Origin of the sequence: Chitinophaga lutea (assembly GCF_003813775.1) — a bacterium.
Lineage (GTDB): Bacteria > Bacteroidota > Bacteroidia > Chitinophagales > Chitinophagaceae > Chitinophaga > Chitinophaga lutea.
In genome coordinates this window covers 1,825,741-1,846,865 of sequence record NZ_RPDH01000001.1, presented here as the reverse complement: position 1 = coordinate 1,846,865, position 21,125 = coordinate 1,825,741, and the positions used below count along the sequence as shown (strand labels likewise).

Below are 21,125 nucleotides of genomic sequence, written 5' to 3'. Positions count from 1 at the left end.
GCAGCTTATACTCGATACATGAAAGTGTCCGGATTTACATTCGTACGGAATGCCGTAAAATATGATTACCCGGTGGTGGAAGCCATCCGTTCCATCCTGCCGCTCTGCGACGAAGTGGTGGTGAGCGTGGGCGATTCGGACGATGGCACCCTCCGGCTGATTGAATCGATCGGCTCTCCGAAATTGCGGATCGTACATTCGGTATGGGACGATTCTCTCAAGGCCGGCGGCCGCATCCTGGCCGTGGAAACGGATAAGGCGCTCGATCAGGTGAGCCCGGACAGTACATGGGCGTTTTATATCCAGGCAGACGAGGTGGTGCATGAAGACGATTATCCCGCCATCCGCGCCGCGATGGAACAGTATAAAGACGATCTCCGCGTGCAGGGACTGCTTTTCAACTACCGCCACTTTTACGGCAGCTACGATTACCTGGGCGACTCACGCACCTGGTACAACAAAGAGATCCGCATCATCCGCAACGACCGCCGCATCCGCTCCTACCGCGACGCACAGGGCTTCCGTCTCAATAATGAGAAACTGCTTGTGAAACCCGTGAAAGCCTGGATGTATCATTACGGCTGGGTGAAGAACCCCGCTGAACAGGCGAAGAAAAACAAGAATTCCGCCTCGCTGTATTACGGTCACGACAAGGAAATGATGAGCCGCGTTTTATCGGCGGAAGAATTCGATTACTCCGCCATCGACTCCCTGAAGAAATTCACCGGCACGCATCCCGCGTTGATGCAGGACCGCATCGCCCGGAAAAACTGGCAGTTCGAGTACGACATCAGCCGCAAGAATTTTTCCAGTTTCAAACGCCGCCTGTTGTACTGGATAGAACAGCAAACGGGCGTCCGGCTGTTCGATTACAAAAACTACCGGGTGATCCGTTGATCAGCTGCCGGAAGAGGAAAAGAGGCGTTGCCAGAAGCTTTTTTTCGAATACCGCGCTTTGATGGCGCTATAACCGTGCCCCAGCAACCGGCTTTTATAGTCTTCGAAAAGCGGCTTCAATTCGGGCCGCGATGCAAAAGAATACAGGTTGGGATGATACACGGAAATCTCCCCTGCCGCTTCGGCTTTGAACCCGCTGAAATGAAAAAATATCAAAGGCACCCGGGTACCTTCTGATGTGATTACATCATACAGGTCTCCGTTTTTCACCAGCTTTCTTTCGTCAAGGTTCCAGTACGCCATATTGAACCCGGGGTGTTTACTGATCAGTAACAGGTTGTTGAACAGCAGGGGAGTTGTGGCGAGCCACAGCTGATCGACAAACAGCCCTTTGGATGGTTTGTTGTAACACCCGTCCAACAACACTCTCATCCACCACGATAAAAATGCCCCGGTGCCGGTACTTTTTTCAACGGCAAAAAAGCCGCCGTTGAAAACGCCGCCTCTCAGCATATTCCTTTCAATGGACCGCCTTGCTTTTACTGCTATATCATCGCCCTCCCAGATTGCAGTACCGTTGACATGACCGGTGAGGATGAGTTTTTTCTCCGCGAGACTTTCCCAGACCGGCAACAAAGGATGCGTGACCAGTATGTCGGCGTCGAAATAAATCACCTGTTCATATCCTCTTTCGTGAAGCAGGTAATCCGCCAGGTAAGGTTTTAATGCACAGCTGAGCTCAAACGCTGTGTAGCGGGCTTTCATTTCGCCGTAATGCGCCAGTTGCATGGCATCCACCACGATGGTTTCGGCGGTGCCGAACGATGAAAGCGACTGTGCCGCGAAGGCATCCGCGTTGAATAAAAAGATAATGCCGGCAGCCTCCGGGCTCTGCTCCGATACGGACGAAATAAGCGTTTGCGCTTCTGCAATATGGCTCGGTGTGCAGATGGTATAAACGGCTTTCATGTTATTTTTTTTCAACAAGCAGAATGTTGTTCTGGTAAAGGTCTTTTCGCTCCGGCAGCATTGCATTCAGCAGGTAGCCGGTGAGATTGGGCATCAAGATGAACAGGAATTTGATAATGAAGCGGGACACGCCGGTTTTCATTATCCAGCTGGAACGGGGAAACAGGTGCTGCGAAAAATACACGACCATCATCTGGAAAATGGTGGTGATGAACGTACCGGATTTATCGGTAACAAGGATGTTAAAACCATGCTTTTCCAACAGGTGCTCCAGCGCGAACCGGGTGTATCTGGCGTAATCATTCGGCACTTCATGTTCGTTCCACACAAAGGGGCATGTGATGAGCATTTTACCTTTCGGCTTCAATACCCTGTGCAGCTCGGGCAAAATCTCTTCCAGGTTGAACAGGTGTTCAAATACCTCGCTGGTAAAAACCGAGTCGAAATATGCATCGGGGAACGGAATTTTCTTCCCGTCGTAAAACACGTCGATGGCTTCGTTTTCGTGGGTGTGCCCTTCCCCGTTATAGTCCACACCGATGTATTTTTCCACCGTGAACAAGGCCTGATACGGTTTTGACCCGCACCCGAAGTCCATCAGCGTACCGCCTAACCGCCCCGCATATTGACTGATGGCCCTGTAGAGCCCCTTGCGGACAAAATAAAAAGGATGGAACAGGTTTGGATTGAACCCGCTTGTTACACGGTTGTTCATGCAGTGTGCTTTAATGTTAGAAATGGTTTAGCGGGCGGCCAGTTGCCGGTATATCGAAAGATAGGCATCTGCCGTATGGTCCCAGTTAAACAGTCGCGCCCTGTCGGTAATGGCCGGTGCGCGGTGGTTTTTCAAATAATCCTGCATGCCGGTTTCAAAAACCTGGCGCATACGCTCGGGTTCAAAACTATCGAAATAATATGCGGCATCGCCGCCGATCTCGGGCAGGCTGGTTGTCGTAGAGAGAAAAACAGGCTTGCCGAAGTGCATCGCTTCCACGGCAGGCAACCCAAAGCCTTCCGCCAGTGAGGGGAACATGAAAGCATAACAGTTTTTCAGGTACCAGTATTTTTGACTGGCCGGTATGCCGCCCAGTATTTTCACGCGCCCCGTCACTCCATGTTTCGCCGCTTCATGCAGAATCTTCGATTTGTATTCCTCGTTGACCTGGCCGGCGATCACGAGCTCCAGGTCGTTGTTTTTCAGCAGGCAGGGCAGCACATGGAAATTTTTCTTCGGCAGTACTACGCCCAGCGCAAACAGGAAAGGCCGGCCGGGGCGATAAACGGGATCGTCAAAACCGCTGAACTCTTCCACGCGGCTGCCATTGTAAATCACATCCAGCGGCTTGCCGCCGGTATCGGTGTATTGCAGCACTTCCTTTTTTACGAACTCGGAAATGGTAACGATATGATCCGCTTTATGAATGTTCCGCTGCAGCAGTGAGAGGTATTTTTTGCGGCTGGCCTTGCTTTTGGATTCGTGTAGAAAATTAAGGTCATGCACGGTCAGCAGTTTTCTGGTACGGCTATTGAGCGTGCGATAAAGAGACGTCTGGTAAGTGCTGTGCCATACATCGAACTGCTGGCGGTGCGGCAGGTAAAACTTGTGAAGGGAACGCTGCCAGAGATAAGATTCATCCGGCCCGAAATGTTTGCCCAGTTTACGCGGCAGATAAAAGCATAACTGATCGTTCACTGCCTTTTTTAACAGCGCGCTTCCAAGTTCATGACAGTATGTATAAAGGCCCGTGTTAATGTATTTCATTCTTTCACAGTCGATCAGTATGTGTGCCATTCGTTGGATGTTGTAGGTACCAGTAGCTAATAAAATCGTTGACCAAAGATAGATTTTATTATTTTTATAATATGTATGTTCAGGCCCGTAAAGCTAGAAAATAAATCACTCAAATGCTGTTGCCTGTATAGAAACGGGTATCCGGTTTTTGTTTTAATATTTAATTTCGTATTGCCATGACCAATTTTATTCCCATATTTCCGCTTGGGATTGTTGTTTACCCGGGTGAACAGCTGAACCTGCATATTTTTGAGCAACGTTATAAACAATTGGTCACCGAATGCATCCGCGATCACAAACCTTTCGGCATACCGGCCGTGATCAATAAAAAAGTGAACGAGTTCGGAACGCTCGTGGAGATCGAATCGGTGGAAAAACAATACGACAACGGCGAGCTGGATATCCGTACGCGCGGGGTGAAGGTATTCCGCATACTGGAGATCATCCGGGAAGTGCCGGACAAACTCTACGCCGGCGCCATCGTCAACTATCCCGAAAACCACCTGCGCAGCAGCCACAACCTCCGTAAACAGGTGCTGGCGGCCGTGCGGGAGCTGCACCATATACTGCAGGTCAGCAAATCGTTCCCCCGCGCCGACGAGCAGCTGCATGCTTACGACATCGCCCATCACGCCGGCCTTTCCCTCGAAGAGGAATATGAGCTTCTCCATCTCTTCCAGGAACTGCAGCGGCTCGAATACCTCAAACGCCACCTCAACAAGGTGATTCCCATGATGACGGAGATGGAAAGACTCAAGGACCGGGTGAAGCTCAACGGGCACTTCCGGAATTTATCCGTGGATAATTTTTAACTTGGCGCCATGATTGGGCCGATTTTTTGCCTCGACCTGGGTAATTCCCGCCTGAAGTGCGGGGTTATGCAGAACGGGGAACTGCAGCAGGAGCTGTTTTTTTCAGAAGAGGATGTATTGGAGCAGGTGCGCACCGCATTGGGGCAGTTCCGGCCCTCCGCGGCTATCCTATCCTCCGTGATCGATCATCCGTCTGCCCTGGAAAGCCTGCTGGCGGAGCATACTTCCTTTACCAGACTGCATCACAGCATCCCTCTTCCCATCGGCATCGCGTACGAAAAGCCCGAAACGCTGGGGGTAGACCGCATTGCCCTGGCGGCGGGCGCGTGGAAGGAGTTTCCCGGCCGGCACAGCCTGATCATCGGCACGGGCTCGGCCATTACCTACAATTTCGTGCACAAATCAGGGCAGTTCATGGGCGGAGGGATCAGTCCCGGCATCGACATGCGCTTCAAAGCCCTGCATGCGTTCACCGACAAACTGCCGCTGGTGGAGCCTTCCACCCAGTATTCCTTCATCGGTTACAATACGCGCCAGAGCATATTGAGCGGCGTGCAGGAAGGCGCGCTGGCGGAGGTGGAAGGCATGATTGCCGCGTATTCCAGGCGGTACAGGAACTTTAACGTGCTTTTAACAGGGGGGAATTTGGTTTTTTTTGCTTCCCGCCTTAAAAGTAAGATATTTGCAAGCCCATATTTAATGTATAAAGGTTTAAATTCAATTGTAGAACTCAATGTATTGGACAAAAGCTAGCTTCTTTTGCCTGTTAGGCGTTTTAGTGCTTTCGGCAAAAAATGCTGCAGCCCAGGATAACACTCCGTACTCTCGCTTTGGATTAGGCGAGCTTTCGCGCTCCGAAAATGCCGTTAATCTGGGTATGGGAGGGGTTGCGCAGGCTTATTCAGATGCCCAGTCCATCAACTTCCTCAACCCGGCGAGTTATTCCAACCTGCAGCTTGTTACATTCGATGTGGGACTCAACGGTGGCGTACGCCGCCTGGCAGGTAACAACATCAGCTCCCGCGCCGGTTTCGGTACGCTGAGCTATCTTCAGCTGGGCATGCCCCTGGGCAAAAAGTGGGGCCTGAACATCGGTCTCCGGCCCATGACCCGCGTGTCTTACAACATCGCGGACGCTGAAGAAAAAACCTTTTTCGATACACTGAAAGTGCCCGTCGTGCATCAGTACGAAGGCAACGGAGGCACTTACCAGGCCTATGTAGGCACCGGTATCGGCTTCGGCGGGTTCAGCATCGGCGCCAACATCGGGTATATTTTCGGGAACGTGCAGCACACCGCCAAAGAGCTGTACCCTGTTACCTCCAACATCTTCCCCAGCAGGCACAGCCGCCGCATCAGCTATAACAGCTTCTTCTATTCCCTCGGCATACAACAAACGGTAGACCTGAGCAAAGACCTCGAACTGAGCTTCGGCCTCAGCGGCAACCTGGAGCAGCAGCTCACGGCCCGCCGCGAAAGAATGCGCGAAACCCTCTTCTACGACGCGTCTTCCGACGAATACGATACGCAGGATACCGTGCTGTACGAGAAGGGCGCCAACGGCAAGATCATCTACCCGCAGACCATCGGCGGAGGTATCATGCTCACCAAAATCGACAAGTTCAGCTTCGGCGCAGACTTCACCACTTCCAAATACGCCAATTTCCGCAGCTTCGGCGACCCGGACTCTACACAGGACAGCTGGAGAGTAAGCGTAGGCGGCCAGTTTGTGCCCAACGCCACTTCCTTCACCGGCTACTGGAACAAGGTTACATACCGCCTGGGCGGCTTCTTCGGCAAGGACTACGTGAAAGTGGGCGGGAAAGACATGAACATCATGGGCTTCTCCGTAGGCGCAGGTTTCCCCGTAAGGCGGATCATGCCGGCCATGAACCAGTTCACCATGATCAATGCGGCCTTCGAAGTAGGGCAGCGCGGCGATATCAACCTCGTGAAAGAAACTTATTACCGGCTCACGCTCGGCTTCACACTCAGCGACCGCTGGTTTATCAAGAGCAAATACGACTAACCGCTTGAAACAACTCCTGTCATACCTGGCGATTGTACTGGTTTGCTGCAGCTGCGAAAACGACATCAATGCCGTACGTAAGTTCGATGCTAACAAACTGGGTGTTGAACAGGGGTTTGATGTGGAAACCATCATGAGCCAGACCGCCAACGTGAAAGGCATCCTTACTTCGCCTTACATGGAGCGGCATACCAACACGCCTTCGTATACGGAATTCCCCCGCGGCCTTAAAGTGGTGTTTTACGACTCCCTGAAGATATCCAGCGTGCTCACGGCCCGCTACGGCAAGTACATGGACCGCGAGAACGATGTATACCTCCGCGACAGCGTGGTGTTCATCAGCCTGAAAGACCCTGCCGAAATCAAACGTCTCGATTGTAAAGACCTCCGCTGGGACGCGAAGCGTGCCCTGTTCACCACCGACAAATACTGCCGCTTCTCCACACCGTACGATACCCTCTACGGCGTCGGGTTCGATGCCAACCAGGATTTTTCCTGGTCCGAGTTCCATAACGTGCACGGATCATTCAAATCGCCGGACAGCAGCTTCGTCCAATAATCCGCATAACTTATTATAACGCAACAAGCCGGTCAGATGACCGGCTTGTGCGCTTTAACCTATTTTTTAACCTAAAATTTCCTGCCTAAGTGGCCCAACAACCATGCCAAAGTATTATTTTTCAAGGCTTCCAATTCGGGGAATGAATAATTATTTTTGGAACATCAACTCACAAAAAACATCATGGAATACAGAAGACTCGGCAAATCAGGCCTGCAACTGAGCGTGTTATCGTTCGGGAGCTGGATTACGTTTCACAAACAGATAGACGACTCCCTGTCCGACCGGCTGATGGGGCTGGCATACGACAACGGCATCAATTTTTTCGACAACGCGGAAATCTATGCGCTCGGTGAATCCGAAAAGATGATGGGGCGGATATTGAAGAAGAAGAACTGGGACAGGACCTCCTATGTACTGTCGAGCAAAGCATATTTCGGCTGGCGGGGCGATCACAACAAACCCAACCAGACCGGCCTGAGCCGCAAACACCTGATAGAGGCCTGCAACGAAGCCCTCGAGCGCATGGGCGTCGATTACCTCGACCTGTACTTCTGCCACCGCCCCGATAAAAACGTGCCGATGGAGGAAGTGGTGTGGACCATGAATATTCTCATCCAGCAGGGCAAGATCCTCTACTGGGGTACTTCCGAGTGGAGCCCGGCCGAGATCATGGAAGCCCATATGGTTGCAAGGCAATACAACCTGATCGGGCCCGTAACGGAGCAGCCGGAATACAACATGTTCAGAAGAGAAAAGATGGAGCACGAATACCTCGATGTGTTCAGGACCGTGGGCCTGGGCACCACCATTTTCAGCCCGCTGGCATCCGGCCTGCTGACCGGCAAATACAACAAAGGCATTCCCGAGGGTTCCCGCCTGGGCCTGGAAGGGTTCGAGTGGCTGAAAAACAGGAACCTGCTCGACGACAACGTGGCCCGCGTCGTGAAACTGGAAGCGGTGGCCGAAAAGCTGAACACCAGCCTCGCCACACTGTCGGTTGCCTGGTGCATCCGCAACCCCCATGTTACTTCCGCCATTCTTGGCGCTACCAAAGAATCGCAACTCACTGAAAATCTGAAGGCGCTGGCCGTATATCCGTTGCTGACAGATGCCGTGATGGAGGAAATAGACGGTATTATGCAGACTAAACCCAAGGCACGTACGCACTAGGGCGAAGCGCATTGGTTAAATTACTGTTAACAGGAGATGATTCGTAACGTTTACGAAGTAAAACCGGTCTTTTACGGAAACGCCTCTACGGATATCAGGTACCTGCCTATCTTTGTATTGGTTTTTCATAGGATATGGTTAAAAATATTGGAGGGCGGTATTCTTACCGCCCTGTTTTTTTGCCCTCCCGCTTCCTCTTTTTCCCCCAAACGCCTTAATTTCCCTCTATTAAATATTTATAGCATGGAAACCATTACATGGAATGATTTTGAGAAGGTACACATTCATGCCGGCACCATTATGGCTGCCAAAGTGTTTGAAAAAGCGCGGAACCCTGCCTACCAGCTGGAGGTCGATTTCGGGCCGGAAATCGGCATCAAACGCTCGTCCGCCCAGATCACAAAGCTGTATCAGCCGGAAGAGCTGATAGGGAAACAGGTAGTGGCGGTCATCAACTTCCCGGTCAAACAAATCGCCAATTTTTTCTCGGAATGCCTGGTGCTGGGCGTTGTGGGCGATGAGAAGGAAATTGTGCTGCTGCAGCCGGAAAGAGCCGTCAAAAATGGCCACAGGATTGCGTAGTGATAAAAAACATAATTTAAATATATTTTCTATGTGACTGCAAAATAGGTGATTTCGATGCTTCACGAGGAATTTTATGGCGTTCACGGAAATCGACTTGCGCGGCAGAAGAAGCACCTTATCTTTGGTATAGGTTTTTCATAGGATATGGTTAAAATTATTACAAAGGCGGTATTCTTACCGCCTTTTTTCATTTCCTGACCCACCCATAACCCCGCCTCGCCGCCGTATTAGCACGTATATCAGCAATTATCATATTTCCTTTTGTTATATATTTCCCGGGGACCGGTTTCCTGCCGGAGAAGAATACGCCCGGAGCCGGATTGGCAAGGCCGTGACGTGCTTTTTCGATTCATGAGCGCCCGTTTGCGGGTGTATTCCGCCAGTCGGGAGGTATTGCCGTCACTTCCCCTTGTGCGCCTGAAAAAGATCAGGTGCATGGGTGGACGGATAACAAAGCCTGCAGTTGTTCGCGTTAACAGCATCCGGGATACGTTCACGGCGATCACCCGGCCGGAGGTGCCGGAAGGAGCCGGTAAAAGATGGTCTTAAAATTATCTTGAAGGTGTTTTTCGCTCGTTAACGGGTTGTTTGCGTCATCGTTTAAAGTGCTTTTCGCTACGTTAACCAGAAAAAATATAGCGTTCACAAATTCGGAGATTAGGGTTACTTCTAAATTATTGAAATTTGTACTAGGTTTTTCAATAAAGATATGGTTAAAATTTTTCGGGGCTGTATTCTTGCAGCCCTGTTTTTTTGCCCCTAAGTCATTAAAAAAGGTCATTCCATCGCGGAATGACCTTTTGTTTTGGTGGAAATTCCCACCGTTATGGCTTTTAGTGTCTTTTTTAAAGGAATGCTCCCCTGTTTCCGGAAAAAGAGGGAAACCGACGTATTCAAACCCGCCACCAGACAAACAATCAGAAAAACGGCCTGTGCCAGGCGGGCATTTGCACGGTGTTCAACGAACCTTCAACGAAGGACGAACGAACCTTCAACGAAGGATCAACTTTTCGGTGATCCTTCGTTGATCCCCCAGGGAAGGTTCGTTCATCCTTCGTTCGCGGCCTAGTTGGAGCCTTTGAAAGCGGCCGGAAGGGGTTTGCCCAAGAGGTTGGCGTATATGAACCGGTAGGTTTCGTTCCGGAGATGGGCGCCTTTGGCCCCGCCCCATCCATGGCGTTCGCCGGGATAGAGCATCAGCTCGAAATGTTTGCCCAGGTCCTCGAACTTGTTGACCAGCTGGATGGAGTTCTGCAGGTGCACGTTGTCGTCCATGGTGCCGTGAACGATGCGGAGCAGTCCCTTGTATTTGGCGGCATGGGTGAGCACGGAGGTGACTTTATATCCTTCGGGGTTGTCTTTCGGCGTGTCCATGAATCTTTCGGTATAATGGCTGTCGTACAGCGCCCAGTCGGTTACGGCGAAGTTGGCCATCCCGTAGGAGAACACATCGGCTCCGTAGGTCAGCGCCATGCAGGTCATATACCCGCCGAAGCTGCCGCCGGTCATGCCCACTTTGGCCGCGTCCACGCCGGGGAGGCTGGTGAGCCAGCGGGTGGCGTCCATATAATCCTCGATCTCGTATTTGCCCAGCTGGCGGTGGATGTAATTCATCCCTACCTTGCCGAGGTGCCCCGCGGCGCGATTGTCGATCGCCACCTGGATGAGCCCTTCCTTGGCGTACCATTGGGAGATGAGCGTGGAGGGTTTCCATACATCGTACACGGTGCCGGCATCGGGCCCGCCGTAAATGCTGATCAGCACGGGGTATTTTTTCCCGGGCTCCATGTTCAGCGGCCACATGATGGTGATGGGCAGCTCCAGTCCGTCGCGGGTTTTATATGTTTTCAGCTCCGTGGGGGCCATTTTATAGGTATCGAACGCGGCGCCGCGGGCATTGCCCAGTTCGCGCACCACCTTGCCTTTTTCGTTCACCAGCGCCATGCGCGGCGGGGTGGTGAGGTTGCTGTAGGTGGTGATGAAATGATCGCCGCCGGGTGCCAGGCGCACGTCGTGGGAGAACTCGCCGAAAGTGAGGCGCTGCGGCTGGCCGCCGTTTACGCCGATTTTATAAAGGTCGTACCGGGTGCTGGCTTCCTTGCGGGCGGTGAAATACACCGTCTGCTTCTGCTGGTTCAGCTCGAGTACGGCCTTTACACGCCAGTTGCCTGTGGTCAGCTGCTTTTTCAGGCTGCCGTCCATATTATGCAGGTACAGGTGGTCCCAGCCGGATTTATCGCTTTTAATGATGAACCCTTTATTATTATCGAGGAAATAGATATCGGTGAACCAGTCAATCCAGGTTTTCTGCGTTTCGTTGTAAATGGGCTTCTTGGCGCCTGTCTGCGCATCGATGGCGTAGATGACCAGGTTGTTCTGCTCACGGGGCATCCACTGGGCCCATAAAGCGCTGCCGTCGGGCGTCCAGAAGGGCTGACCGAAATACTGGTCGTCTTTGGAATTGAAATCCGCCCAGGTGATGTTGCCGCCGGTAACGGGCACAATGGCCAGTTTCACTTCGGGGTTGGTATCGCCGGCTTTGGGGTAGCGGGTGTTTTCGAGGAAACCATGCTGGCCCACTTCGCTGTAAATGGGAAATACGGGCACTTTGGAATCGTCGAAACGCATAAAGGCCAGTTTCCTGCTATCCGGGCTCCACCAGAATGCGCGGTACTTGGAAGGCCGGCCGAGGATTTCTTCATAATACACCCAGGATGCCCAGCCGTTATAGATTACGTCGGAACCGTCGGTGGTATACCGGATTTCCTTTTTGGTGGCCACTTCCACGGCATAGAGGTCGTTGTTCCGGGTGAAAGCCACGTACTTTTCGTCGGGCGACAGGGTGGCGTTCTTTTCGATGGCGCTGTCGCTGGTGAGGCGGATCTCCGCGCCGCCATTGGGCTCCTGTACATAAACGTCGTTCCCGCGGACGCTCACCGTTCTGCCGGTAGCCGGCGGCGGGGTATAGTCGGCCGTCTGCCCGGTTTTTACATCCACCGTCAATGCCTTACCGGCGCGGGTTTCAATAAAATGGTCCTTGTCCGCCCAACCTCGTACCGCCGGGAGGGGCTCGGTGATGTTGACCGGACGGGTGAATATCTGGTCGAAAGTGAGTTCCTTTTTTTCCTGTGAAATGGCTGGGATGGCTACCAGTAACGCAATTCCGGTAAGCCAGGCTGGCATCGGTTTATACATGCTTCTCATAATTTTTATTCAGGTTGATTGCAGATTCGAGGTGACGAAAATAAAGATCAAATATGAATTATGGCAATGAAATATACCGGCGGTACCGGTTACAGGCGGAAAATAGCCTGTTATGCGGCGAAAGCCGCAGGGCAGGAAGTGGTGCAACGGCGGGAATAAAAAACCGGCTACTTTAGCAGTGGTTTTCATAGGATATGGTCGAAAATCAAACAGGGCAGTAACTCAGTTACTGCCTTGTTTGTGCATAGGCCGGATGTTGGCGACGATGATCGCCCCGGCCATCAGTCCCAGGTCTTTCAGTATGCTCACCGGGGCCATAAAATTGCCCTTGATCAGTTGCGGCACATGTATCGAAAAAATGAACACCAACAGCATGATGGCCAGCAGGTACCCCGCCAGCCGGGCCTGTATGTTGAAAATAATGGCGGCTGCGGCCAGCAGCATCGCCACGCCCGTTAAATATATCCAGACGGCGCCGCCGGGAACGGGCACGATGGCCACCATTTCCTTCGCATTCACAAGATGATTGACGCCAAAGGCGGCCCACATGAGGGCGTACAGCACCACGGCTGCCTGTGTAGGGATGTTGAATCGCATGGGCAGTTTCTGTTTATAACAGCGGGAACGGGGAAGGAGTTCAAATAAAAAAAGGCTGCCCCGGGTAACGGAACAGCCTGTATGCGGAATAAAACGCTTCGTTTATGCTTCGCCGCCGGTTTTTTCGGGGCGCATCTGCGGGAAAAACAGCACGTCCTGAATGGAGGGCTGGTTCGTCATCAGCATGGTAAGGCGGTCGATGCCGATCCCGATACCGGAAGTAGGCGGCATGCCATATTCCAGGGCACGGAGAAAATCGTAGTCGATGTACATCGCCTCATCGTCCCCACGCTCCATCAACTGTACCTGCTCTTCAAAACGCGCGCGCTGGTCGATGGGATCGTTCAGCTCGGAGTAGGCGTTGGCGATTTCCTTGCCGTTTACGATCAGTTCAAAACGCTCCACCAGCCCTTCTTTGCTGCGGTGTTTTTTGGTGAGGGGGCTCATTTCAACGGGGTAGTCGATGATGAAAGTGGGCTGCACATAATGGTGCTCGCATTTTTCACCGAAAATCTCGTCGATCAGTTTGCCTTTGCCGGAGCTGGCTTCCACGGGGATGTGCAGCTGTTTGCACACGTCGCGGAGCTGGGCTTCGTCCATACCGGTGATGTCGATGCCGGTGTGCTCTTTAATGGCGTCGTACATCGATACGCGGCGGTAGGGGGCTTTGAAGCTGATGACCTGCTCGCCGGCCTGTACGTCCGTGCTACCGTTTACGTTGACGGCCACTTTTTCCAGCAGGGTTTCGGTGGTGCGCATCATCCAGTCGTAATCCTTATACGCGGCGTACATCTCCATCACCGTAAACTCGGGGTTGTGGGTGCGGTCCATGCCTTCGTTCCGGAAGTCTTTCGCGAACTCATATACACCTTCAAACCCGCCTACGATCAGCCTTTTCAGGTACAGTTCGTTGGCGATGCGCAGGTACAACGGTATGTCCAGCGCATTGTGATGGGTGATGAAAGGGCGGGCCGTCGCGCCACCGGGAATAGCCTGCAGGATGGGAGTTTCCACTTCGAGATAACCCATGCCGTTATAAAAATCACGCATCGTCTGCATCAGACGGGTACGTTTGATGAACACTTCTTTTACGTCGGGGTTGATCACGAGGTCTGCATACCGCTGGCGGTATTTGAATTCGGGATCGGTCACGGCGTCGAAGGTTTCACCTTCTTTTTCCTTCACCACGGGCAGCGGGCGCAGCGCCTTGGCAAGCACGGTCAGTTCCCGCACGTGTACGGAAGTTTCACCGGTTTTGGTGGTGAACACATATCCCTTCACCCCGATGAAGTCACCGATGTCGGTGAGTTTCTTCCAGACGGTGTCGTACAGGCTTTTGTCTTCGCCCGGACAAATATCGTCGCGTTTGATGTACAGCTGGATGCGGCCCTTGCTGTCCTGCAGTACGGCGAAGTTCGCCTTGCCCATGTCGCGGGTCTGCATGATGCGGCCTGCCAGGCATACGTCCTGGTACTGGTCTTTCGTCGCTTCGGAATAACCGGCTTTGATGTCCGTAGAGTATGCGTTTACGGGATATTCCGGCGCCGGGTACGGGTCGATGCCCAGGTTTTGCAGTTCCTGCAATTTTTCCCGGCGGATAATTTCCTGTTCGGAGAGTTGTTGTTGGGTGTTTACGCTCATTTTTGTTGCTGATCTACGGCGTGCGGAATCAGCCCCGCCCGCCTTCAAAGGAGTGCAAAAATAACGGATTTGTGGAGATTTGTCTACACGAGTACGGCGAGCCTTCTATATATCTATCTTTTATAATTTATTTATGACTTTACATCAGCGATTGGTGTGGTTATTGTGTAACTTTATAGAAAATCTCCCCGGCATGAAAACCATCATTGTTCCAACTGATTTTTCCGAAACCGCCTATAACGCGGCCCGCTATGCGTTGGGCCTGGCGCAGCAAACCGGCGCCACGCGCATTTTATTATATCATGCCTACGAGCTGATCGTGCCGATCCCCGACCTGCCTACCGCCGTGCCGATGGTCAATATGGAAGACCTGAAAGCCTCCAGTATCGAAGGTTTGCAGCATATGAAGGCGGAACTGGCGCCTGTAGTGCCGGCCGGCATCACGGTGGATTTCAGGGCGGACAATCATTTGCTGGCGGCTAATATCGACCAGGTGTGCCGGGATGAGCATGCGGATATTATCGTGATGGGCATCACCGGCGGCAGCCAGCTGGAAGAGATCCTGGTGGGCTCCAATACGGTGGACGTGGTGAAAAACTCCAGCTACCCCGTGATCGTGGTGCCTACGGAGGCTGCCTTCCGCCCCATCAGGAAAGTGGTGTTCGCCTGCGACCTGCGCAAGGTGGCCAAAACTACCCGCAAAGACGTGCTCTACCGCCTGCTCGACGAATTCAAACCCGAACTGCTGGTGCTCAACGTGCAGAAAGAAGGAAAAGAGCACCTGCATCCCGAAGAGAACCAGGAGCTTGATAACATGCTGCATAACTATAACCCGCAATACCATTTCATCGACCATCCCAACGTGGTGGAAGGCATCACCGGTTTTGCGGACCAGCAGAGCGCCGACCTGCTGCTCATCATCCCGAAAAAACACGGGCTGTTCGACAGCATCTTCAAGCGCAGCCATACTTCGCGCATCGCGTTCAACACGCATGTGCCGTTATTGTCCATCCATGAATAAATCCCTTTCATCCTACATCTTGAATAACAGACTATGCTAAAGAGAACAATCGTATTACTGGCAGGCGCACTCGTCCTGCACACTGCATCCCAGGCGCAGATCCTGAAAAAGGCCGCGGGCATTTTAAACGGCGGCAGCTCCACCACCGGATCGGTGACCGAAAACGAAGCGGGGCTGGGGATTAAGGAGGCGCTGGAAAAAGGCGTAAGCGCAGGTATTTCGCTGCTCAATAAACAGAACGGGTTTTTCGGGAACGAACTGTATAAAGTACTGCTGCCACCCGATGCGTTAAAAGCCGAGCGGGCATTGCGCAGCATCGGCCTGGGCGGCGAAGTGGACAAAGCCATCCTGCAGATCAACCGCGCGGCGGAGCAGGCCGTGGGTTTCGCCAAACCCATATTCGTGAACGCCATCAAACAGATGACCATCACCGACGCGCTGAACCTGCTGCGGGGCGGCCAGCGTTCCGCTACGGATTATTTCCAGAACAAAACCACCGAGTCGCTGAAAACCGCCTTCTCGCCGGTGATCGACAGCGCGCTGAACAAAACCAGCGCCACGAAATACTACGGCAGCCTCGTGACCAAATACAACAGCCTGCCCACCACGTTTAATAAAATCAATCCGGACCTGAAAGGGTATGTAACGGAAAAGGCCGTGCAGGCGCTGTTCGACCAGATCGCGAAAGAAGAACTGGCCATCCGCCAGAACCCTGCGGCGCGTACCAGCGAATTGCTGAAGAAAGTGTTCGGCAGCAAAAGCTGATCATATATTTTTTAAAAGGAAAGAGGTTGCCGCAAATTATTGCGGCAACCTCTTTTTATGTTCAATGCGGTCTGTTGTATGTCGGTCGGGATGTTCTGTTCGCAATTGCGTTTGCGGTACATGGCTCATCTGTCCGTCATCTGTTTTCCGTGAGTAGCATCTGCCATGTATCCGCTACTTTCCCTGCCTGGGTGGTTTGTTGGCGCATGGATGCGGCCCCTTTTCCATGATTATCAATTTTCCGCCAGCAGCAGCTGCCCTGCATCCGCCGCTTTCCCCTGCCCGGGCAATTTTGATACGGCTCCTTTTCCATGATTATCAATTCCCGGCCAGTAGTACCTGCCATGCATCCGCGACTTTCCCCTGCTCCAGCAGTTTGCGGGCGTATTGATGCAGTTCCTTTTCCATTTCTTCCGGGCTCACACTGTAATACTGGATGATGTTCTTGAGATGGTCGTCGCTGAAAGCCGCATCGATGGCGGGAATTTCATGCACATTCCCCAGCTGCCCCAGGTTGTTGCCGGTGAGGATATGACTGTTTCGGATGCTTTGAGGCAGCGCGTCTACCCCGATGCCCAGCTGCAGGTTGGGTTTGGCCACTTCAAACACCGCATCGCCGGAAGCACGGCAGTAATAATCCGCGCCCATGCGGGCCACAAGATCGATCTTATGCGGGTCGATCTTACCCTGGCTGTTCAGCACGTTTTCGTTGATATGAATGACCACCGGCTCGCAGATTACGAGGTTGCCCGCACCGCCCTGGTCGCCGGTTTCGATCACCTGCTTCACGATGCACTCGAATTGCACGGGGCTTTCCTTCACCCGGAAAGGTTTTATCTTTTCCGAAGCAAGAGGCGTGAAGCCTGCTTTCTCGAATTCGTTGATCCCTTTGGGATACTCGCAACTCGACAGGGAAGCCTGCTGCACCATGGCGTAATTCACCACGTTGATCACCACCTCGCCGGTATCGCGGATATTTTCAAGCGTGTGTTTCACCGTGTTGTCGCGTACGCGGCGGGCCGGCGAAAATATCATCGTGATGGGATTGGAGCCGAATACGTTGAAAAAACTGAAAGGCGACAGGTTGGGCCGCCCATCGGCATCCACCGTGCTCGCAAAACAGATGGGACGCGGCGCTACGGCGCCCAGCAGGTAAGCATGCAGCTCGGCCGTTTTGATTTCACCGGGCACTATTCTCATACGTTCTTTTTCTGGGCAAGGATGGAGAAATCGGATTCTTCCGCCACGATCGTGTTTTTCAAACGCCCCAGGCCGTCTATTTCCATTTCCACCACATCGCCGGGCTGCAGCCATTGTTCTTTGTAATCAGGGTCGTTGAGCTTGCCGGTACCGTTCAGTTCCAGGAAGCAGCCCGTGCCTACGGTGCCGCTGCCGATCACATCGCCGGGCAGCAGGTCTGCGCCGTATGCGCAGCGTTCCACGATTTCGGCGAAGGTCCAGTCCATATCGCCCATATTGCCTTCGCTCACCTGTACGCCGTTTACCCAGCAGCGCATTTTGAGATTGTATTGATTGCCGGTATGGCCGTCTTTGGTGGGGATGCGGTAAGGTTCCAGTTCGTCGGGCGTCACCAGCATGGGGCCGATGACCGTGGAAAAATCTTTCCCTTTGGCGGGGCCGAGGTTGAGTTTCATTTCCTCCATCTGCAGCACCCTGGCGCTCATGTCGTTCATGATCATGTAGCCGCCGATGTAACCGTCCGCTTCCGCGGCGGGAATGTTGCGCCCGCGCTTGCAGATCACGATGGCTGCTTCCAGTTCGAAATCGAGGTTGCGGAAATGGTCGGGCATACAGAGAATATCGCCGGGGCCCTGGATGGCGTTGTGGTTGGTGAAATAAAATATCGGGTACTGGTCGAATTCAGGGATCATGTCCACCTTCCGGTTGCGGCGCGCGGTGGCCACATGCTGGCGGAATGCATAACCGTCGCGGCAGGAGGTGGGGAACGGAACGGGGGCCAGCAGCTGCGCGCTTTCGTACGGCACGCCCCAGGTATTCATTTTCGGCATTTTGCCTGCCTTCAGCTGTGCATCGATGTGGATGGCCAGGTCGATCACTTCTTCCCACATCTGCAGGAACATGTGCATGGTGGTGGGCAGCTCTGGATGCAGCTCCTGCATGTTGTACAGCTGGCCGTCCACCAGTATGGCCAGTTGGTCTACATCTTCGCGGATATAGGTAACAAGTTTCATGAAAATGTTTTTGATCTTTTAATTGCCGGATGGAACAAACGAATCGATTGCCCCACAGTTTAGTTTTGGTGTTTTGTGCCCAAATATAGCCCTTTTGGGGAACGAAGGGATTTTTATAGCTTTAAGGCATGTCTCGTACCACGTTCACGCTGTTGTTGCTGCTGCTGGCCGCCGCAGCCCGGGCGCAGCCCCGCACGGATGCGTTCATGAAAGACCTGTTGAACAAACACGCCTCGCCGCAGCTGCGGCACATCCTCGCACACCCCGATTCTTTCCAGGTGCAGCTCATCTACACGCAGATCAACCGCGACGCGCAGAACCGGCCGGCGTTCAGGCATTATTATTATCATGTCGACAAAGCGGTTTATTTCAACCCCGCTTCCATGGTCAAAATGCCGCTGGCTTTCCTGGCGCTGGAGAAACTGAACAGCCTGGGAATCGATAAATACACACCGATGTTGACAGACAGCGCTTTCAGCGGGCAAACGCGTGTACGGCGCGATACCTCGGCGGAGAACGGGCTGCCGTCAATAGCCCAGTACATCAAAAAGATATTCCTCGTCAGCGACAACGACGCCTATAACCGCCTTTACGAGTTCATCGGCCCGCAAACCATCCGCGAAAAACTGTTGGCGAAAGGATACCCTGATGTGCGGATAGTGCGCCGTTTTGTGCCGATGACCGAAGAGGAGAACCGGCACACCAACCCCGTTTATTTCGTGCTGGGGGCCGATACGGTTTACCGCCAGCCCGCCGCCGTCAATACGCTGGTATACGATTTCAGCAAGCCCCTGTTCGTGGGCCGGCAGCACTACGACCGGAACGATGCCCTGATCAATAAACCGATGGATTTTACGCGGCATAACAATGCCCCGCTGCAGGACCTGCAACGGATGCTGCAGTCGGTGCTGTTTCCCGCTTCCGTACCCGCCGCGCAGCGCTTCAACCTCAGCCCCGACGACTACCGCTTCCTGTACCGGTACATGGCCGCGCTCCCTTTTGAAAGCGACCACCCGAAGTACGACACCAGCGAGTTTTTCGACAGCTACACGAAATTTTTCCGCTTCAAAGCCGGCCGGGGCAAAATTCCCCCGCACATCCGCGTGTTCAATAAAACAGGCTGGAGCTACGGATTCCTGACAGACGTGGCTTACTTCGCCGACATCAAAAACAAGGTGGAGTTTATGCTCAGCGCCAATATTTATGTGAACCGGGACGGGGTGCTGAACGATAATAAATATGAGTACGAGGAGGAAGGATATCCCTTTTTTAAGGAAGTGGGCGATATTTTTTACGGATACGAGCTGCAACGCCAACGCCCCCACGCGCCCGACCTCGGTATTTTTGAAGAGGCCACGGCCGGCCTGGGGCAACCGCCGGTGGCTATCACCCGGGGCGACACCACCCGCCGGCGGCTGGCCATCGTGTTTACCGGCCACGAGTTTGCCGACGGCGGCGAGCATATTGCCGCCGTGCTGAAAAAATGCAAGGTGCCCGCCTCGTTTTTCCTGACCGGCACATTTTACGAAACCCCCGCCTTCGCCCCCCTTATCCGGCGCCTCAAAAACGACGGGCATTACCTGGCGGGCCATTCCGGCCGGCACCTGTTGTACTGCGACTGGGTGAAACGGGACAGCCTGCTGGTGACCCGGCGGGAATTCGAAGAAGATCTCGCCCTGAATTACCGGGCCATGGCGCGGCATGGCATAGCCGCCCCGCATTATTTTCTGCCGCCGTATGAATGGTACAACGATTCCATCGTAAAATGGACCGCCGCCCTGGGGCTGCAGCTGGTGAATTTCAGCCCCGGCACCCGGAGCACGGCTGATTATACCTACCCCGAAATGGGGAAAAGTTACCGGGGCAGCGACAGTATCATGAAATCCGTCACAGACTTTGAAAACCAGCGCCCTGCGGGGTTAAACGGCTTTATGCTGCTGGTACATATAGGCACGGACCCGAGAAGAATAGATAAATTTTATTTACAATTGGAGAAATTGATACGATATTTGCAGGGTAAACAATATGAATTGGTTACAGTACCCCGGTTGTTGTCCCTTCATCTGTGATTTTATGCAGGCAGCAATGGCAATAACCTAACAAATAGTTCCCTACTCCTGTTACATAATGATGAATTATTAAGGTTTAATCAAAAATTTGGGAGTCATGAAATTCGACAAGATCAAGAATAAAGGACAGGCGCGATTGTTTGAGAGCCGTTATCTGGAAATGCTGACCAAAACCCATCCCCTTGTAATCTGGGGTATGTATCTCCCCATCATCGGGTATATGCTGTATTACAGCAATGCCACCCTCGGTTACAGCGTCGGGAAAATTACGCTGGTTTTCCTGGGTGCCATTTTCTTCTGGTCATTTTTTGAGTATGTGATGCACCGTTTCCTGTTCCACCTGGTAACGGAAAATAAACGGCTGACGCGGTTCGTGTACGTGCTGCACGGCAATCACCACGAATATCCCCGCGACCGGCAGCGGCTCTTCATGCCGCCTGTGCCCAGCCTCATCATTTCATCCATCATATTCGCGGTGATGTACCTCGTTATGGGCGGGCTCACGTTTATGTTCTGGCCGGGGTTCATCCTGGGTTACCTCATTTACGGCAGCATGCATTACGCCATCCACGCCTGGAACCCGCCGTTCAAATTCATGAAGCCGGTATGGCGCAACCACCACCTGCACCATTATAAAGACGATGAGAAGGGCTTCGGCGTAAGCTCCTCGTTCTGGGACCGGGTGTTCGGCACCTTCTTCGACCTGGATAAGGAAAAAGAAGACAAAACGAAAGTAAAAGAACTGATGTTCGATAAATAAAAAAGAGGGTGTTGCGAAACACCCTCTTTTTTTATGCCG

20 protein-coding genes are annotated in these 21,125 nt (G+C 52.9%); 11 read left to right on the top strand and 9 right to left on the bottom strand.

Annotated elements, in window-relative coordinates; translation table 11 throughout:
* Nucleotides 1-18 precede the first annotated feature (18 nt).
* Nucleotides 19-897: a glycosyltransferase family protein gene (locus EGT74_RS07365; protein ID WP_123845871.1), complete on the top strand. Its 879-nt coding sequence runs from the start codon at nucleotides 19-21 to the stop codon at nucleotides 895-897.
* Here EGT74_RS07365 and EGT74_RS07360 read toward each other — a convergent pair whose 3' ends face one another.
* The 3 genes from EGT74_RS07360 to EGT74_RS07350 are packed head-to-tail and all read right to left on the bottom strand — an operon-like array spanning nucleotide 898 to nucleotide 3,658.
* On the bottom strand, nucleotides 898-1,866 hold the full coding sequence (locus tag EGT74_RS07360; RefSeq protein WP_123845870.1) for a glycosyltransferase family protein: 969 nt from the start codon (nucleotides 1,864-1,866) through the stop codon (nucleotides 898-900). It abuts the gene before it with no gap.
* A gap of 1 nt (nucleotide 1,867) precedes the next feature.
* On the bottom strand, nucleotides 1,868-2,581 hold the full coding sequence (locus tag EGT74_RS07355; protein ID WP_123845869.1) for a class I SAM-dependent methyltransferase: 714 nt from the start codon (nucleotides 2,579-2,581) through the stop codon (nucleotides 1,868-1,870).
* A gap of 27 nt (nucleotides 2,582-2,608) precedes the next feature.
* Nucleotides 2,609-3,658 (bottom strand): glycosyltransferase family 4 protein, encoded by a 1,050-nt coding sequence (locus EGT74_RS07350; RefSeq protein WP_123845868.1) that lies wholly within the window; start codon nucleotides 3,656-3,658, stop codon nucleotides 2,609-2,611.
* Between the two features lie 176 nt (nucleotides 3,659-3,834).
* Here EGT74_RS07350 and EGT74_RS07345 point away from each other — a divergent pair, with 176 nt between their 5' ends.
* From EGT74_RS07345 to EGT74_RS07320, 6 genes are all read left to right on the top strand, one after another.
* Entirely contained in the window at nucleotides 3,835-4,470 is a 636-nt protein-coding gene (locus EGT74_RS07345; RefSeq protein WP_123845867.1) for an LON peptidase substrate-binding domain-containing protein, read from the top strand.
* Between the two features lie 9 nt (nucleotides 4,471-4,479).
* Entirely contained in the window at nucleotides 4,480-5,223 is a 744-nt protein-coding gene (locus tag EGT74_RS07340; protein ID WP_123845866.1) for a type III pantothenate kinase, read from the top strand.
* Between the two features lie 124 nt (nucleotides 5,224-5,347).
* On the top strand, nucleotides 5,348-6,499 hold the full coding sequence (locus EGT74_RS07335) for a hypothetical protein (protein ID WP_123845865.1): 1,152 nt from the start codon (nucleotides 5,348-5,350) through the stop codon (nucleotides 6,497-6,499).
* A gap of 4 nt (nucleotides 6,500-6,503) precedes the next feature.
* The gene (lptC, locus tag EGT74_RS07330) at nucleotides 6,504-7,058 is read left to right on the top strand and encodes an LPS export ABC transporter periplasmic protein LptC (RefSeq protein WP_123845864.1); all 555 of its coding nucleotides are present in this window, start codon (nucleotides 6,504-6,506) and stop codon (nucleotides 7,056-7,058) included.
* A 183-nt stretch (nucleotides 7,059-7,241) separates the two neighbouring features.
* Nucleotides 7,242-8,231, top strand: a complete 990-nt coding sequence (locus EGT74_RS07325) for a potassium channel beta subunit family protein (RefSeq protein ID WP_123845863.1) — start codon at nucleotides 7,242-7,244, stop codon at nucleotides 8,229-8,231.
* A gap of 243 nt (nucleotides 8,232-8,474) precedes the next feature.
* Nucleotides 8,475-8,813 (top strand): tRNA-binding protein, encoded by a 339-nt coding sequence (locus tag EGT74_RS07320; protein ID WP_123845862.1) that lies wholly within the window; start codon nucleotides 8,475-8,477, stop codon nucleotides 8,811-8,813.
* 1,068 nt (nucleotides 8,814-9,881) lie between these two features.
* Here EGT74_RS07320 and EGT74_RS07315 read toward each other — a convergent pair.
* The 3 genes from EGT74_RS07315 to lysS form a co-directional block, all read right to left on the bottom strand.
* Nucleotides 9,882-12,011: a S9 family peptidase gene (locus EGT74_RS07315; protein WP_220392822.1), complete on the bottom strand. Its 2,130-nt coding sequence runs from the start codon at nucleotides 12,009-12,011 to the stop codon at nucleotides 9,882-9,884.
* Between the two features lie 231 nt (nucleotides 12,012-12,242).
* The gene (locus tag EGT74_RS07310; protein WP_123845861.1) at nucleotides 12,243-12,617 is read right to left on the bottom strand and encodes a DoxX family protein; all 375 of its coding nucleotides are present in this window, start codon (nucleotides 12,615-12,617) and stop codon (nucleotides 12,243-12,245) included.
* Nucleotides 12,618-12,719: 102 nt separating this feature from the next.
* Nucleotides 12,720-14,258 carry a lysine--tRNA ligase gene (gene lysS / locus EGT74_RS07305; protein WP_123845860.1) on the bottom strand — a complete coding sequence of 513 codons (1,539 nt, stop codon included), beginning with the start codon at nucleotides 14,256-14,258 and terminating at the stop codon, nucleotides 12,720-12,722.
* A 193-nt stretch (nucleotides 14,259-14,451) separates the two neighbouring features.
* Here lysS and EGT74_RS07300 point away from each other — a divergent pair, with 193 nt between their 5' ends.
* A complete protein-coding gene (locus tag EGT74_RS07300; protein ID WP_158618049.1) occupies nucleotides 14,452-15,279 on the top strand; it encodes a universal stress protein in 828 nt (275 codons plus the stop codon).
* A gap of 33 nt (nucleotides 15,280-15,312) precedes the next feature.
* A complete protein-coding gene (locus EGT74_RS07295) occupies nucleotides 15,313-16,044 on the top strand; it encodes a DUF4197 domain-containing protein (RefSeq protein ID WP_123845858.1) in 732 nt (243 codons plus the stop codon).
* A gap of 318 nt (nucleotides 16,045-16,362) precedes the next feature.
* Here the strand turns inward: EGT74_RS07295 and EGT74_RS07290 are convergent, their stop codons facing one another.
* From EGT74_RS07290 to EGT74_RS27340, 3 genes are all read right to left on the bottom strand, one after another.
* Nucleotides 16,363-17,244 (bottom strand): flavin reductase family protein, encoded by an 882-nt coding sequence (locus EGT74_RS07290; protein ID WP_123845857.1) that lies wholly within the window; start codon nucleotides 17,242-17,244, stop codon nucleotides 16,363-16,365.
* On the bottom strand, nucleotides 17,241-18,257 hold the full coding sequence (locus EGT74_RS07285; RefSeq protein WP_123845856.1) for a fumarylacetoacetate hydrolase family protein: 1,017 nt from the start codon (nucleotides 18,255-18,257) through the stop codon (nucleotides 17,241-17,243). Before EGT74_RS07285 ends, EGT74_RS07290 begins: the two co-directional genes overlap by 4 nt.
* A 121-nt stretch (nucleotides 18,258-18,378) precedes the next feature.
* Nucleotides 18,379-18,510 carry a hypothetical protein gene (locus tag EGT74_RS27340; protein ID WP_394338026.1) on the bottom strand — a complete coding sequence of 44 codons (132 nt, stop codon included), beginning with the start codon at nucleotides 18,508-18,510 and terminating at the stop codon, nucleotides 18,379-18,381.
* Here EGT74_RS27340 and EGT74_RS07280 point away from each other — a divergent pair.
* Together EGT74_RS07280 and EGT74_RS07275 are read left to right on the top strand one after the other, a co-directional pair.
* Nucleotides 18,464-20,326, top strand: coding sequence for a serine hydrolase (locus EGT74_RS07280; RefSeq protein ID WP_394338025.1), 1,863 nt, complete (start codon nucleotides 18,464-18,466; stop codon nucleotides 20,324-20,326). The genes EGT74_RS27340 and EGT74_RS07280 overlap by 47 nt on opposite strands.
* Before the next feature lie 97 nt (nucleotides 20,327-20,423).
* Nucleotides 20,424-21,086 carry a sterol desaturase family protein gene (locus tag EGT74_RS07275; RefSeq protein WP_123845854.1) on the top strand — a complete coding sequence of 221 codons (663 nt, stop codon included), beginning with the start codon at nucleotides 20,424-20,426 and terminating at the stop codon, nucleotides 21,084-21,086.
* Nucleotides 21,087-21,125: the final 39 nt, after the last annotated feature.

Coding starts and splice junctions, on each gene's coding strand:
- EGT74_RS07365 (WP_123845871.1), top strand. CDS start 19: ATGAAAGTGTCCGGATTTACATTCGTACGGAATGCCGTAAAATATGAT.
- EGT74_RS07360 (WP_123845870.1), bottom strand. CDS start 1,866: ATGAAAGCCGTTTATACCATCTGCACACCGAGCCATATTGCAGAAGCG.
- EGT74_RS07355 (WP_123845869.1), bottom strand. CDS start 2,581: ATGAACAACCGTGTAACAAGCGGGTTCAATCCAAACCTGTTCCATCCT.
- EGT74_RS07350 (WP_123845868.1), bottom strand. CDS start 3,658: ATGGCACACATACTGATCGACTGTGAAAGAATGAAATACATTAACACG.
- EGT74_RS07345 (WP_123845867.1), top strand. CDS start 3,835: ATGACCAATTTTATTCCCATATTTCCGCTTGGGATTGTTGTTTACCCG.
- EGT74_RS07340 (WP_123845866.1), top strand. CDS start 4,480: ATGATTGGGCCGATTTTTTGCCTCGACCTGGGTAATTCCCGCCTGAAG.
- EGT74_RS07335 (WP_123845865.1), top strand. CDS start 5,348: ATGGGAGGGGTTGCGCAGGCTTATTCAGATGCCCAGTCCATCAACTTC.
- EGT74_RS07325 (WP_123845863.1), top strand. CDS start 7,242: ATGGAATACAGAAGACTCGGCAAATCAGGCCTGCAACTGAGCGTGTTA.
- EGT74_RS07320 (WP_123845862.1), top strand. CDS start 8,475: ATGGAAACCATTACATGGAATGATTTTGAGAAGGTACACATTCATGCC.
- EGT74_RS07315 (WP_220392822.1), bottom strand. CDS start 12,011: ATGTATAAACCGATGCCAGCCTGGCTTACCGGAATTGCGTTACTGGTA.
- EGT74_RS07310 (WP_123845861.1), bottom strand. CDS start 12,617: ATGCGATTCAACATCCCTACACAGGCAGCCGTGGTGCTGTACGCCCTC.
- lysS (WP_123845860.1), bottom strand. CDS start 14,258: ATGAGCGTAAACACCCAACAACAACTCTCCGAACAGGAAATTATCCGC.
- EGT74_RS07300 (WP_158618049.1), top strand. CDS start 14,452: ATGAAAACCATCATTGTTCCAACTGATTTTTCCGAAACCGCCTATAAC.
- EGT74_RS07295 (WP_123845858.1), top strand. CDS start 15,313: ATGCTAAAGAGAACAATCGTATTACTGGCAGGCGCACTCGTCCTGCAC.
- EGT74_RS07290 (WP_123845857.1), bottom strand. CDS start 17,244: ATGAGAATAGTGCCCGGTGAAATCAAAACGGCCGAGCTGCATGCTTAC.
- EGT74_RS07285 (WP_123845856.1), bottom strand. CDS start 18,257: ATGAAACTTGTTACCTATATCCGCGAAGATGTAGACCAACTGGCCATA.
- EGT74_RS07280 (WP_394338025.1), top strand. CDS start 18,464: ATGAAAGACCTGTTGAACAAACACGCCTCGCCGCAGCTGCGGCACATC.
- EGT74_RS27340 (WP_394338026.1), bottom strand. CDS start 18,510: ATGTGCCGCAGCTGCGGCGAGGCGTGTTTGTTCAACAGGTCTTTCATG.
- EGT74_RS07275 (WP_123845854.1), top strand. CDS start 20,424: ATGAAATTCGACAAGATCAAGAATAAAGGACAGGCGCGATTGTTTGAG.